14 protein-coding genes are annotated in these 12,363 nt (G+C 66.9%); 7 read left to right on the top strand and 7 right to left on the bottom strand.

The window, feature by feature from the left end; genetic code table 11:
* The first annotated feature begins 197 nt into the window (after nt 1-197).
* Nucleotides 198-1,244, top strand: a complete 1,047-nt coding sequence (locus JWN03_RS07110) for a methionine synthase (protein ID WP_297611473.1) — start codon at nt 198-200, stop codon at nt 1,242-1,244.
* A gap of 22 nt (nt 1,245-1,266) precedes the next feature.
* Here JWN03_RS07110 and JWN03_RS07105 read toward each other — a convergent pair whose 3' ends face one another.
* A complete protein-coding gene (locus JWN03_RS07105; protein WP_297611470.1) occupies nt 1,267-1,821 on the bottom strand; it encodes a TetR/AcrR family transcriptional regulator in 555 nt (184 codons plus the stop codon).
* Nucleotides 1,822-1,942: 121 nt separating this feature from the next.
* Between JWN03_RS07105 and JWN03_RS07100 the strand changes: the two genes are divergently transcribed.
* The gene (locus JWN03_RS07100; RefSeq protein ID WP_297611466.1) at nt 1,943-2,779 is read left to right on the top strand and encodes an SAM-dependent methyltransferase; all 837 of its coding nucleotides are present in this window, start codon (nt 1,943-1,945) and stop codon (nt 2,777-2,779) included.
* 141 nt (nt 2,780-2,920) lie between these two features.
* Here the strand turns inward: JWN03_RS07100 and JWN03_RS07095 are convergent, their stop codons facing one another.
* Together JWN03_RS07095 and JWN03_RS07090 are read right to left on the bottom strand one after the other, a co-directional pair.
* Nucleotides 2,921-3,292 carry a hypothetical protein gene (locus JWN03_RS07095; protein ID WP_441342945.1) on the bottom strand — a complete coding sequence of 124 codons (372 nt, stop codon included), beginning with the start codon at nt 3,290-3,292 and terminating at the stop codon, nt 2,921-2,923.
* 229 nt (nt 3,293-3,521) lie between these two features.
* The gene (locus JWN03_RS07090) at nt 3,522-4,847 is read right to left on the bottom strand and encodes an AAA family ATPase (RefSeq protein WP_297611463.1); all 1,326 of its coding nucleotides are present in this window, start codon (nt 4,845-4,847) and stop codon (nt 3,522-3,524) included.
* Between the two features lie 172 nt (nt 4,848-5,019).
* On the opposite strand from JWN03_RS07090, the gene JWN03_RS07085 reads away from it, so the two are divergent.
* Together JWN03_RS07085 and JWN03_RS07080 are read left to right on the top strand one after the other, a co-directional pair.
* Nucleotides 5,020-5,814, top strand: a complete 795-nt coding sequence (locus JWN03_RS07085) for an ArsR/SmtB family transcription factor (protein ID WP_297611540.1) — start codon at nt 5,020-5,022, stop codon at nt 5,812-5,814.
* A 71-nt stretch (nt 5,815-5,885) separates the two neighbouring features.
* Nucleotides 5,886-6,314, top strand: a complete 429-nt coding sequence (locus JWN03_RS07080) for an SRPBCC domain-containing protein (protein ID WP_297611461.1) — start codon at nt 5,886-5,888, stop codon at nt 6,312-6,314.
* Between the two features lie 20 nt (nt 6,315-6,334).
* Here the strand turns inward: JWN03_RS07080 and JWN03_RS07075 are convergent, their stop codons facing one another.
* Entirely contained in the window at nt 6,335-7,189 is an 855-nt protein-coding gene (locus JWN03_RS07075) for a LysR family transcriptional regulator (RefSeq protein ID WP_297611458.1), read from the bottom strand.
* Nucleotides 7,190-7,292: 103 nt separating this feature from the next.
* Between JWN03_RS07075 and JWN03_RS07070 the strand changes: the two genes are divergently transcribed.
* The gene (locus JWN03_RS07070) at nt 7,293-8,009 is read left to right on the top strand and encodes an SDR family oxidoreductase (protein ID WP_297611456.1); all 717 of its coding nucleotides are present in this window, start codon (nt 7,293-7,295) and stop codon (nt 8,007-8,009) included.
* Nucleotides 8,010-8,086: 77 nt separating this feature from the next.
* Here JWN03_RS07070 and JWN03_RS07065 read toward each other — a convergent pair whose 3' ends face one another.
* A complete protein-coding gene (locus tag JWN03_RS07065; protein WP_297611454.1) occupies nt 8,087-8,506 on the bottom strand; it encodes a PPOX class F420-dependent oxidoreductase in 420 nt (139 codons plus the stop codon).
* A gap of 154 nt (nt 8,507-8,660) precedes the next feature.
* Here JWN03_RS07065 and ligA point away from each other — a divergent pair, with 154 nt between their 5' ends.
* Together ligA and JWN03_RS07055 are read left to right on the top strand one after the other, a co-directional pair.
* On the top strand, nt 8,661-10,763 hold the full coding sequence (ligA, locus tag JWN03_RS07060) for an NAD-dependent DNA ligase LigA (protein WP_441342944.1): 2,103 nt from the start codon (nt 8,661-8,663) through the stop codon (nt 10,761-10,763).
* Nucleotides 10,764-10,862: 99 nt separating this feature from the next.
* Nucleotides 10,863-11,369 (top strand): GNAT family N-acetyltransferase, encoded by a 507-nt coding sequence (locus JWN03_RS07055; RefSeq protein WP_297611448.1) that lies wholly within the window; start codon nt 10,863-10,865, stop codon nt 11,367-11,369.
* 37 nt (nt 11,370-11,406) lie between these two features.
* Here the strand turns inward: JWN03_RS07055 and JWN03_RS07050 are convergent, their stop codons facing one another.
* Together JWN03_RS07050 and JWN03_RS07045 are read right to left on the bottom strand one after the other, a co-directional pair.
* Entirely contained in the window at nt 11,407-11,946 is a 540-nt protein-coding gene (locus JWN03_RS07050; protein ID WP_297611445.1) for a hypothetical protein, read from the bottom strand.
* On the bottom strand, nt 11,946-12,287 hold the full coding sequence (locus tag JWN03_RS07045) for a hypothetical protein (protein WP_297611442.1): 342 nt from the start codon (nt 12,285-12,287) through the stop codon (nt 11,946-11,948). The genes JWN03_RS07050 and JWN03_RS07045 overlap by 1 nt, the downstream gene beginning before the upstream one ends.
* Nucleotides 12,288-12,363 lie beyond the last annotated feature (76 nt).

Genomic DNA, 12,363 nt, shown 5'->3' with positions numbered 1-12,363 from the left:
CTGTGGTCACGTGCGGGGATGGCAGATGGCGCGGGCGGTGGTGATGGCTGTCGGCGACGGGTTGACGGGGCGTCGGCGGAAGTCGAGCGCCGGTGTAGCCTCCGGCGAGGCCGTTAGGTCGTCGAGTCTGCGTGGGCGGTGCGGAGTGGTTGTGCGAGTGCTGGATCTGGATGGCCGAGTGATGCGGAGTGGCGCGGATGAGTGACATCGAGACTGGTGCTGGGGTTTTGCGGGGCGGTATTGCGACCGGTGTGGGGTCGTGGCCGGGGACCGAGGCGCGGGAGGCCGCGGCGACCGTGGTGGGGGAGCTGGGGGAGCTGCCGCATCTGGTGGAACTGCCGGGGCGCGGGGTGGGTGCGGACATGATCGGGCGGGTGTCGGCGCTGCTGGTGGATATGCGGTTCGACAGCACTACGCGGGGATATCGGCTGGCGGTGCGACCCGGGGCGGTGGCGCGTCGGGCGCGTGATTTCCTGCACGCCGACATGGATGCGCTCGAAGAGGCTTGGGAGACAGCTGGTCTCATGGGATCCGGCCGGCCGATCAAGGTACAGGTCACCGGGCCGTTGACGCTCGCCGCCGAGGTGGAATTGCCGCTCGGGCATCGGGTGATCACCGACTCCGGTGCGCTGCGCGATCTTTCGGAATCCCTCGCCGAGGGCCTGGCCGCCCAGGTGGCCGAGATCGGTAAGCGGCTGGCCACGGATGTGCTGGTGCAGTTGGACGAACCGCTGCTGACCGATGTGCTGGAGGGCTCGCTGAAGGGCGTGAGCATGCTCAATACCGTGCGCGCCATGCCGGAACCGGAAGCGCTGCACGTGCTCGATACGGTGATCGGCGCCCAGTCGGGACCGGTCCTGGTGCACAGTTGCGCCGCTGCGCCCGCGCTCGGCTTCCTGCGCCGGAGTGGCGCTGCCGCAGTCGGTTTCGATATGTCGACCATCCGTACCGCCGATCTCGACCGCATCGGCGAATTGCTGGACGACGGCAGGCATCTGGTGCTCGGGCTGGTGCCCACCACGGCTCCGGACAAGCCCATCACCTGGCGTGAGATCGCCGAACCCGGTGTGCGGCTGATCGATCGGCTGGGCTTCCGGCGTCGACTGCTGGCCGAGCAGATTATGGTCTCCCCGGCTTGCGGGCTGGCGGGCGCACCGCTGTCCTGGGCGCGGCAGGCGCTGAGCCTCGCCGCCGAGACCGCGCGCGTTTACGCGGACGAGCCGGAGTCGATCAACTTCGAATAATCCGGCTCGGCGGCAACGGTATTCACATATCGGTCAGAATGCCCGAGGCGATGCGGCCGGCGGCGGCATTGCATTCCTCGTCGTTAAGATCGAGGTCGCCCATCATGGTGATGCTCCAGCTGATGGCCAGCAGCGCCTGGCGGGCGTGGAATACGGCCAGCGGCGCATCGTCCGGGGCGGCCATCAGATCGGCGAGCACCCGGAACTGGTAGCGCAGGCCCACCCCGAATCCGAGTTGGCGGAAGGCGGGCTGGTTTTCGTGCCAGAACCGCATCATGTCCTTGCCCAGGCTGTGCAGCAGCGTGCCGTAGCGGGTGAGGATCTCCTGCGCCCGCTCCCGCCCGGGCGGCGCGGCTTCGGCCCAGGTGACAATGTCGTCGATGCCGCTGCGCAGATCGTCGGACAGGCTGGCGACAATGTCTTCCTTGGTCCGGAAGTGGTAGTACAGTGCGGCTTTGGTGACGCCCAGTCGTTCGGCGATCTCGCGCAGTGAGGTCTTCTCGTATCCGTGCTCGCCGAACAGCTCCATGGCCACGGCGCGGATGCGCTCCCGCGTATCGCTGCGACGCCCGTCCATGAGTCCCTCCAGTCGTATTCGGCTTCCGGTTGCTTGACGACCGGCAAGGGAGCAGCCTAGCGTCGTCGGCATGCCCGGATTACTAGCCGGGCGGCAAGGTAAATGGTACGGGGAGATTGATATGACCGAGGCAGCGCAAGTACCCACTGCCGGTGTGGCCATGACCGCGATCGGGGTCGCAGTCATCCGGGCCAGGGAATCGCTGCGACCGGATCGGCTCTACGACGATCCTTTCGCACAGCTTTTCGTCGACGCCGCGAAACCGTTCTTCGGACAGCGCTGGGATCGGCTGCTGCCGCTCGTCGACATGTTCTTCGACGGCCGCACCATCGGCGTGCGGCTCATCGACGACCATGTCGACGATGCTGTCCGCCACGGTATCCGGCAGGTCGTCATCGTGGGCGCCGGGCTTGACACCCGCGCCTTCCGGATGGACCTGCCCGCGGACACCCGCTTCTTCGAACTCGACCTCCCGGTCACCTTCGACTTCAAGGAGCCGATACTGCAACGCGCCGGTGTGATCCCGCGCTACGAAAGGCAGGTGCTGCCGGTCGATCTGCGCGAGGAGTGGGCCGAACCGCTACTGGCACAGGGCTTCCGGCCGGAGGAGCCGACGCACTGGGTGGACGAGGGCGTACTCGGCTACCTGACCCGCGCGGATGCGCAGCGGGTGGTCGAGAAGATCACCGAATTGTCCGCGCCGGGAAGCCGATTCGGCGTCGCGAAGTTCGCGGTGGACGCGGACACCGGCCCATACCCCGAACTCCGCCGACTCGTTTCGGGCGATGATGCCACCCCCGGCGAGCCGGGCGGCCTGGGTCCCGACGCCGGCAACTGGCTCATCGCGAACGGCTGGAACACCGAATTCCGCACCTGGGACGAGATGGTCGCCGGATACGACCGCCCCGGAGCCACCGGCGATCCCACCAACGGCACCATCTTCGCCGTCCGCCGCTAACCGGCTCGCCACCGCGCACGAGTTCGCGCTCACGAGTTCGCCTGCCGCGTATAAAATTGCACAGGATTGCGTGCGCGCCACGCGAATGGGTGTGCGCCACGCGAATGGGTGCGCGCCACGCGAAATGCTTGTGCGCGTTGGTCAGTTGCGCTGGTCGCGCTGGCGGGAGCCGAAATAGGGGCGTGCACCGGGGTGGGCGAGTTGCCAGCGGTCGGGCTTGCCTGAGGGGTAGGCGACGGGGATCTGGTCGCCGATGGACGGCCACTGGTTCACATCCCAGGCGAAGCGGCCGTAGACCTCGTGCGCGACCACCGTCGGCCCGGAGATGCTGCCGCTGATTGTCACGTACTGCTCGCCGGTGGCGTCCGGGCGCGGGCTGACCCCGGTCACGTACAGGACGCCGGATTCCGGATCGACCATCTGTCCGCCGCCGCCCCGGCCACGCCGGAAGGCCATGACGGTCGCCACCAGCGCACCGCCGATCAATACGATGAACGTGAGCTGCATGAGCATGACCCCATGCTAGGCGGGCTGCGAAGTTAGGGCGCGGCGCGGTTGCTGAATGATTGCCAATCGACACCCCGGCATAGGCACCGCGTCGCCCGCGCTCTGGATGCCGTCGCCGACCTGCTCCGCGAATCCGCCGACAGTCTGCAGATTCGCACAGCGCTCCCTGCTGCGTGGTCGTCCAGCCGACCGCGCCATCGGCCGGTGGAATTCTCGAGCCGCGCGGCGGGCCGGTTCAGCCTGCGGTGATCGCCGCGATGGCTACGGCCGGGAGCGATGCGGTGGCGCCCGCGGGCAGGGCGGGGCGATCGGCGGGGGTGAGCTCCGAGGTTCCGTCCAGGGTGCGGCGGATTCCCCAGACGATGGTGCGCTTGGATTGTGAGCGGCCGTTGCCGCGATCGATCAGCATGCGATTGGCTGTGGTGAAGACCAATTGCGCACCGTGCGTATTGGTTTCGGGGTTCTGGAAGAGCTGGATGAGGCTGTCGGCGGTCTCGGGCGCCAGATGCTCGTCGATATCGTCGACCATGAGGACACCGCCGGCGTCGAGGGCGTCCAGCATGGGCGGCAGCAGCCGCAGCATGGCCAGGGTGGCGCTGGACTCGTCGGTGATATCGAAGGCGGTGTCGATGCCCTCGTGCGCCAGGCCCAGGCCGACGCCCCGGCGCGCGACCATGCGGGAGTACAGGGCATCACGCGCGCCGAACAGATTCGACAGCTCCCGCTGCAGCAGGGTGATGGTGATGCCGTGCTCGAGGAACAGCTCCTCCGCATAGCTGGAGGAGGTGGTGCAGGACTCGATTTCCTTTGTGGTGCTGGCGATATCGGTATCGAGGTCGTGCAAGTAGTCGGCGTACATGGGATCGTCGCTGGGCAGCAGCAGATCGGTGATGCCCAGATCGGCCGAGCGCAGCACCGTCAGCAGGCGTACCGCATGCTCGGTGGAGCGGGAGATGTGACTACCCACCCGCTGTGCGATATCGGCCGGATCCGGTTGTCCGCACTGCACTTCCAGCAGTGACTGGAACCAGCGGTAGGCGGGCACCAGCGGTTCGGCGTACAGCTGCCCGGACAGGCTGAGCAGCAGGGCATTCGGGCGCACCAGTGGCACCACCGCGCCGAGTCCGTAGCGCGCGGCCTCGAACATGGGCCCGATGCGGATCTCGTCACCCCCGCGCTCGAAGACGATGCGCTTGCGATTGTGCGGGTACGAATGCAGCCATTCGGCACTCACATCGGCATTGTCGAGCCGGAACCCGTAGGTGTACGGGCAGCCCTCGGCGACGAAGTGCGCCACGAATGTCGAAGGGCGGTCCGCGAATCCGAGGTGCGGGGTGCGCACCGGTCCGGAGAAGGGGTCCCAGCCGGTGACCGAGTTCAGTACCGCGTCACGCATGCGGTCCAGTGCACCGACGAGGCTGGATTTGCCCGCGGCGGCGGGGCCGTACACCGCGGTGACGGGGGCAGCGACAGGACCATTGCCGCGGGTGAGCCGCAACTCCTGCGGCTCGGCGAGGGATCGGTGGTTCGCCACCTGAAAACTGCGCAACACCCTGGTCATCCTGCCGGTCGGCGAGCGTTAAAGCCATCCGCCCGTATCGGACACGTGTCGCGCGAACAGTTTTCATCCACACCGTGATCGACACCGTCATTGACAGGCAACCGCGCGGCTGCCTATTCTGGGTCATGCAACCAATAAGTTGCATATGGCGATAAGCACGAACGAGGTGCAGGTGGACGAGGTTTTCAAGGCACTGGCCGACCCCAGTCGCCGCCGCCTGCTCGACAGCCTGAACGAGCGCACCGGCCAGACGCTGCGGGAGTTGTGCACCGGCCTGGAGATGTCCCGGCAGGCGGTCAGCAAGCATCTGGCCGTCCTGGAGGCGGCCAACCTGGTCACCACCCTGTGGCGCGGCCGCGAAAAGCTGCACTACCTCAATGCCGAACCCGTCAACGCCATCGCCGAGCGCTGGATCAACCGATACGACCGCGGCCGGGTACATGCCCTCGCCGACCTCAAAACCGCATTGGAGAGCGCCACCATGAGTGAGGAATTCGTCTACGCCACCTACATCAGGACCACCCCGGAGAAGCTCTGGCAGGCCCTCACCGACCCCGCCTTCACCAAGCGCTACTGGGGCGCCACCTTCGAAACCGATTGGCAGCCCGGCTCACCCATGGTCTGGGAGCAGTCCGGCTGGGTCGGCAAGGACCCCGGACAGGTTGTCGTCACCGCCGACCCCTACCGCACCCTGTCCTACACCTGGCACACCGTCGATCAAGCCTTCGCCGATCAATTCGGCTTCAGCGCAGAGGATTTCACCCAACTCTCCGGTGAGCCGCGCTCGACCGTGACCTTCGACCTCGTCCCCCTGCGCGACATGGTCAAACTCACCGTCGTGCACAACGGCTTCGGCCCCGAGAGCCTCATGCTCATCGGCATCCGCGAAGGCTGGCCCGCCATCCTCGCCAACCTCAAGACCCTCCTGGAGACCGGGGACACGCTCCCCGAACCCGAACTGCCGTGACGCGTATTTGCAAGACCACGGCTCACGGTGCTTCTAGAGTCAGGGTGACCGACAAATGGGAGTTGAGATCGATGACCGGATTCGTCGCCACCGCAGAAACCGATATCGCTGCCTCACCTAAGCAGGTGTGGGCCGTACTGACCGACCCCGAGCAGATCCGCAAGTTCATGTTCGGGGCCGATGTGCACACCGACTGGCAGGTAGGCAGCCCGATCACCTGGCAGGGCGTCTACGAGGGCAAGCCGTACGAGGACAAGGGTGAGCTGCTCGCGGTCGAGCCCGACCGACTGCTGAAGATGACGCACTACAGCCCGCTCAGCGGCGCGCCGGACGTGCCGGAGAACTACCACACGCTCACCTACGAGCTGACCGGCAACGGTGAGACGACCCACCTGTCGCTGAGCCAGGACAACAATGCCAGCGAGGACGAGGCCGAGCACTCCCGCGGCATGTGGGAGATGCTCGTGAACGGCGTCAAGGAGGCCGCCGAACAGGGCTGACCGCTGCGGAATCCGCGCGGCTAAACCGCTGCGAGATCGGCGAATTCGTCGATGAGCGGGCTACAGCGGGCGCTGTCCCAGGCCAGGTTCACCTCGCCGGGGGACAGGTCCGAGACAGCGATGTAGGTGATGTCAGAGCGGGTATAGAAGGTGGCCACCGAGAGCGGCAGGAATGCGATGCCGCGACGTACCGCGACGTGTTCGAGCTTCTCCTCGACACTGCGGAACACCGGGACAGGCTGGCTCTGTGCCCGCGGATCGGTTGCGGCGGCACGCCATTCGGGGAACATGTCCGGGTCCTGCAGCAGGTGATCGCCGGCCAGATCGGCCAGCACGATGGATTCCTTGCCGGCCAGGGGATGATCCGTGGACACCAGCACGACTCGGGGCTCGGTGTAGAGCGGGCGGGTACGCAGACCCTCCGAATCGATCGGCGGGCGGACGAAGCTGATGTCGACGCGGCCATCCCGGACGGCGGCGGTCTGATCGTCCCAAGTCGTGCGCACCAGTTCGACATTGAGGTCGGGGTGGCGGGCCGCCAGGGCGCGTACCGGGGCAGAGACGATGAGACCGGGCATGAAGCCGACCGTGAAGGTATCGGTGCCGTGGGCGGCGCGAACAGCCCTGCGGTGCAACGCTTGTGCCCCTTCGAGCAGTGGCCGGGCATCGGCCAGCAATTGCTCGCCCGCAGCGGTGAGCGCGGTCCCGCGCCGGTCCCGTTCGAACAGCCGCACCCCGAGCTCGTCCTCCAGCGCCCGAATCTGCCGGGACAGCACCGGCTGGGCGATGAAGAGCTGTTCGGCGGCCCGGCCGAAGTGCATGTGCTCGGCCACGGCGACAAAATAACGCAGCTTGCGGAGATCGAGATCGGTCATGATGCCCTCAGGGTATTACAGCGGACGGTTTAGGTCTTGGACGCCGGTGACCTGCGGAAGCGACAGTAGGGGAGCAGTTTCCGACAGCACGAAAGGCGCTCCAATGTCCCTCGCAGGCCAGCACGTAGTAGTTCTCGGTGGCACCTCCGGCATCGGTTTCGCGGTCGCGGCATCCGCCGCGGAGCGGGGCGCGAAGGTCACCGTTGTTTCCAGCAGCCGCGCCAATATCGACCGGACGCTGGCCGAATTGCCCTCGGGCAGTACCGGTCACGTCGCCGATCTGACCGATGGCAATCAGGTGCGGGCGTTGTTCGAAGAAATCGGCGCGCTCGATCACCTGGTGTACACCGCCGGTGAGGCGCTGCTGCTGTCGCCGCTCGCGGATCTGGATCTCGCCGAGGCGCGAAAGTTCTTCGAGCTCCGCTACTTCGGCGTCCTGGCAGCGGTGCAGGCGGCCGCGCCGCAGCTGCGGCAGGACGGCTCGATCACCCTGACCACCGGTACGGCGGGCCCGCGGCCGGTGCCGGGTTCCACGGTCACCTCCAGCCTGTGTGGTGCGGTGGAGACCCTCGCCCGTGCGCTCGCCGTCGAGCTCGCGCCGATCCGGGTCAATGCCGTCATGCCGGGCGTGGTCCGTTCCCCGCTCTGGGCGTTCCCCGAAGAAGTACGCGAGCAGTTCTACGCCGATACCGCGGCGAGCACCCCGCTGCGCCGCATTGCCGAGGTCGAGGATATTGCGCAGGCGTTCCTGTTCTTCGTCACTCAGCCGCACGCGACCGGCACCGTGCTGACGCTGGACGGCGGAGCCGTGCTCGCCTGACAACGCCTCCCGCACCGCCGGACCGTCCGCACCCGATCCCGCACGGGTGCACACAGTCCGGCAGGGCGTGGAGTAGCTCAGCGCAGCAGGCCGTACGCACGGGCCGGGGTGATGCGGACGACGGCGCGGCGGTCGGCGACCATCGCTCGGCGGTAGTCGTCCCAGTCGGGGTGCTCGCCGCTGATGGCGCGATAGTAGGCGATCAACTCCTCGACGGTGGCGTCGTCCACAGCGGCCGCGACCGGCGATACCTCGGCTTCACCCTCGAGGACGACATAGGACCAGAAGTCGTCGCTGCTCACGTGGACCGCGGTCCAGGGTTCACGGATGAGGTTGAAGTACTTGGCCCTGTCGGCGGTGATCGAGATGCGGATCCGATCGTCGCCGCCCACCCAGTGCGTGACATTGGACAGTTGCGGCCGACCGTTCTTGCGGAGGGTGGTGAGCACCGACTTGCTGTGTGCGCGGGCGAATTCGATCGCGGGGGCGATGTCCATGCCGGGTCCAACCCGTATCGTCGCGGACGTGTTCCCGGCCGGTGCCGCGCGCCGGTGCGGGCACGCACAGATCGCCTGCTGCTCATTGCTATAACGGCGCGACGTGCGGGAATGTCGCGTGATGGTGTCGGTGCGACCCGCTAATGTGCCTGTTGTGAGCGAATCGGGTATCGACATCACCGCGGCGAGTGGGGACGAGCGCACCCCGGCGAGTGGGGACGAACGGGTCGAGTGGCAGCAGCTGGCCGAGCTGGTGCGCGACCACCAGTTCCGGTACTACGTGCGGGACGCGGCAATCATCACCGACGGTGAGTTCGACGAGCTGTTCCAGCGGTTGGTAGCGCTGGAGGAGGCGCATCCGGACCTACGCACGCCCGATTCGCCGACCCAGGTGGTCGGCGGCGGGTTCACCACCGAATTCGCGCCGGTGGATCACCTGGAGCGGATGTACTCGCTGGACAATGTGTTCAGCGAGGAGGAGATGCGGGTCTGGATCAGCCGCGTCGAAACCGAGACCGGGGCGGACACGCACTTCGTCTGCGAGGTCAAGATCGACGGTGTCGCGCTCAATCTCGTCTACGAGGACGGGAAGCTGGTGCGCGGCGCGACTCGTGGCGACGGGCGCACGGGTGAGAACGTCACCCTCAATGCCCGCACCATCGACGATATTCCGCATGAGCTGAGCGGTACCGACGAGTTTCCGGTGCCGAAGCTGCTCGAGGTGCGCGGTGAGGCGTACATGACCCTCGCCGATTTCGAGTCGCTCAATGCTTCGATCGTCGCGGAAGGTAAACCGCCGTACGCGAATCCGCGCAATACCGCGGCCGGTTCGCTGCGGCAGAAGGATCCGGCGGTCACCGCGCGGCGGCGGCTGCACATGATCTGCCACGGCTTCGGCCGGACGGAAGGCTTCAGCGCCGCATCGCAATACGAGGCATACCGGGCACTGGCGGCTTGGGGCCTGCCGGTCTCCGCGCACACCGTGCGGGTGCAGGGCGTGCAGGCGGTGCTGGATCGTGTCGCCTACTGGGGCGAGCACCGCCACGATATCGAGCACGAGATCGACGGCCAGGTGGTCAAGGTCGACGACTTCGCGCTGCAGCGTCGGCTGGGCGCCACCTCCCGGGCCCCGCGCTGGGCCATCGCCTACAAGTACCCGCCCGAGGAAGCCACCACCAAGCTGCTCGATATCCAGGTGAATGTGGGCCGCACCGGCCGGGTTACGCCGTTCGCGGTCATGGCGCCGGTCAGTATCGCGGGCTCTACCGTCGCGATGGCCACCCTGCACAATGCGTCCGAGGTGAAGCGCAAGGGTGTGCTCATCGGCGACACCGTCACCATTCGCAAGGCCGGTGATGTCATTCCCGAGGTGCTCGGTCCGGTGGTGGATGCCCGCACCGGGGACGAACGCGAATTCGTCATGCCGACCGTCTGCCCGGAATGCGGTACGGAGCTGGCCCCCGCCAAGGAGGGCGACGCCGATATTCGGTGCCCCAATCAGCAGTACTGCCCGGCGCAGTTGCGGGAGCGGGTCTTCCATGTCGCCGGGCGCGGCGCCTTCGATATCGAAGCGCTCGGTTACGAGGCGGCCATCGATCTGCTCAAGTCGGGGGCCATCAGCGATGAGGGTGAACTGTTCGCCCTCGATGAGGACACGCTGCTCACCACAACGCTTTTCACGAACAAGGACGGCACCCTCTCCGCCAATGGCAAACGGCTGCTGCAGAATCTGGACGCGGCCAAGGATCGCCCGCTGTGGCGGGTGCTCGTCGGATTGTCCATCCGGCACGTAGGCCCCACGGCCGCAAGGGCTTTGGCCACCGCCTTCGGCAGCATGGATCGCATACGGGAAGCCTCCGATGAGGAATTGGCCGCCGTCGACGGCGTCGGCCCGACCATTGCCGCCGCACTGCAGGAATGGTTCACCGTGCCGTGGCACATCGATATTGTCGACCGGTGGGCGGCCGCCGGAGTGCGCATGGAGGACGAGCGGGACGAATCCATCGAGCGCAATCTCGAGGGTCTCTCGATCGTGGTAACCGGCTCGCTGCAACGGTTTACCCGCGACGGCGCCAAGGAGGCCATCCTCATCCGGGGCGGCAAGGCGGCCGGATCGGTCTCCAAGAAGACCGCCTACGTTGTCATCGGCGAATCTCCCGGTTCCAAGGCGGAGAAGGCCGAGGAACTTGGTGTGCCGATACTGGACGAGGACGCCTTCGAGCGACTGCTGGAAGGCGGACCGGACGCCGTCTCCTGACGGGTACGAGCCGGTGCGGACGCCGGACGTCCGCACCGGCTCGTGGGGAAGGACCACCAATTGTGTTGGGGGACCGGTGCTGAGGATGGAGTTGTGGTGATGAGTGATGAGCGTGCGGCGGTGCGGATCCGGGATGCCGGGCCCGGGGACTACCCGGCCATCGGGGCATTGACGGTCGACGTCTATGTGGGTGAGGGCTATGTGATGCCCGAAAGCCCTTATGTGGCAGAGCTTGCCGACACCGTGACCCGCGCCGAGGCCGCGGAGATTCTGGTGGCGGTCCAGGACGAGACGGTCATCGGCTCGCTGACCATGGCGCGGCCGGGGACGCTGTTCGCCGATATCGCCCGGCCGGGCGAACTGGAATTCCGCATGCTGGCCACGGCCAAACAGGCGCGCGGATCAGGCGTCGGTACGGCACTGGTGCGCTATGTCATCGAGGCCGCGCGCACCGAGGGGTACGCGGCCGTGGTGCTCACCACGATGCCCGATATGGTCGACGCCCGGCGCATGTACGAGCGGCTGGGCTTCACCCCGGTGCCGGAGCGTGGCTGGAAGACCATGGCAGGTCTGCCGTTGACCGTCATGCGGCTGCCGCTCACCTAGCGCAGCCGCGCCTGTCTGGACTACCGGAGCCACCGGCTCACATCAAACTGCCGTCGTAGCACAGGCTTCCGGTGCGCCAGGTGGGTTCCGGCCGGGCGGAATCGAACTTCCACTGCGAGATCGGCGCGGCGGCCTTCCACATCATCGTGCCGTCGCCCACCCGGACGACCTGGTACACATCGTCGGTGCCGGGGATGAGCTGATTGGTGACGCAGTAGTCGTTGTAACTGGTGCCGGGTTGCCTTGCGCCCGTGCTGAATTGCCCGGCAGGTGCGGTGACCGCCCCGGGGTTGCGTACGGTGCTCGCCTTGCCGGTGGGCCCTTGGCTGAACCAGTGCGGCGCATTCTGATCGGTACCGCAGCTGTAGGCGGTGCCGCCCGCGACAATCGTCGCGCCGGGCTGATAGGTGTCTCCGGCCCACAGGCAGCTCGCGCCGGGGCGTGTCCTACGCTCCTCGGCTTCCGCGAATCCCGCGCCGAAAGTTATTCCGGCAGTGGTCAATACGGCGACGGCAACCGGTGCGAACGCACCGCGGCGCAGGTTACGGGTGGTCGGGGTATCGGTCACGGTAGTCATCAGCACCAACTTGCTTGCGGGCGGCAGACGGACCAGCCGGCGCCGTCCGGATTGTCGATTGCGTTCCACGTGCTATTGGTATTACCGCCGCCATTGCCGGTCTGCGGGGGCGTCTGCGGTGCGTAGTCCAACTGGCGCCGATTCTGCCAATGTTCGTTCTGCCGTTGCGGATTCGCATCGGTGTGGTGGTAACCGAGCGGATCGCCGTGGTGGGCGCCGGAGGTATCGCCCTGGGAGTTGGAACGGCCAGGTCCCGGCGATTCGCCGCGCGAATAGGGTTCCGCGGCAGCGGTTCCCGCGGCGATGGTGGCCGCGGCGGTAGCGCCGACCAGTTGTGCCACGGTGATGGATATCCGCCGGGCGCGAGATTTCGGTGTCGATCGGTAGTCGAGCAAGGCGACTCTGCCTCTCTGTTCG

Source organism: Nocardia sp. (assembly GCF_025465275.1).
Lineage (GTDB): Bacteria > Actinomycetota > Actinomycetes > Mycobacteriales > Mycobacteriaceae > Nocardia.
The sequence above is the reverse complement of the archived record's forward strand: the minus strand, read 5'-3'. Positions and strand labels throughout refer to the sequence as shown.

Coding starts and splice junctions, on each gene's coding strand:
- JWN03_RS07100 (WP_297611466.1), top strand. CDS start 1,943: ATGACCGAGGCAGCGCAAGTACCCACTGCCGGTGTGGCCATGACCGCG.
- JWN03_RS07110 (WP_297611473.1), top strand. CDS start 198: ATGAGTGACATCGAGACTGGTGCTGGGGTTTTGCGGGGCGGTATTGCG.
- JWN03_RS07080 (WP_297611461.1), top strand. CDS start 5,886: ATGACCGGATTCGTCGCCACCGCAGAAACCGATATCGCTGCCTCACCT.
- JWN03_RS07075 (WP_297611458.1), bottom strand. CDS start 7,189: ATGACCGATCTCGATCTCCGCAAGCTGCGTTATTTTGTCGCCGTGGCC.
- JWN03_RS07095 (WP_441342945.1), bottom strand. CDS start 3,292: ATGCTCATGCAGCTCACGTTCATCGTATTGATCGGCGGTGCGCTGGTG.
- JWN03_RS07050 (WP_297611445.1), bottom strand. CDS start 11,946: ATGACTACCGTGACCGATACCCCGACCACCCGTAACCTGCGCCGCGGT.
- JWN03_RS07070 (WP_297611456.1), top strand. CDS start 7,293: ATGTCCCTCGCAGGCCAGCACGTAGTAGTTCTCGGTGGCACCTCCGGC.
- JWN03_RS07055 (WP_297611448.1), top strand. CDS start 10,863: ATGAGTGATGAGCGTGCGGCGGTGCGGATCCGGGATGCCGGGCCCGGG.
- JWN03_RS07090 (WP_297611463.1), bottom strand. CDS start 4,847: ATGACCAGGGTGTTGCGCAGTTTTCAGGTGGCGAACCACCGATCCCTC.
- JWN03_RS07065 (WP_297611454.1), bottom strand. CDS start 8,506: ATGGACATCGCCCCCGCGATCGAATTCGCCCGCGCACACAGCAAGTCG.
- JWN03_RS07105 (WP_297611470.1), bottom strand. CDS start 1,821: ATGGACGGGCGTCGCAGCGATACGCGGGAGCGCATCCGCGCCGTGGCC.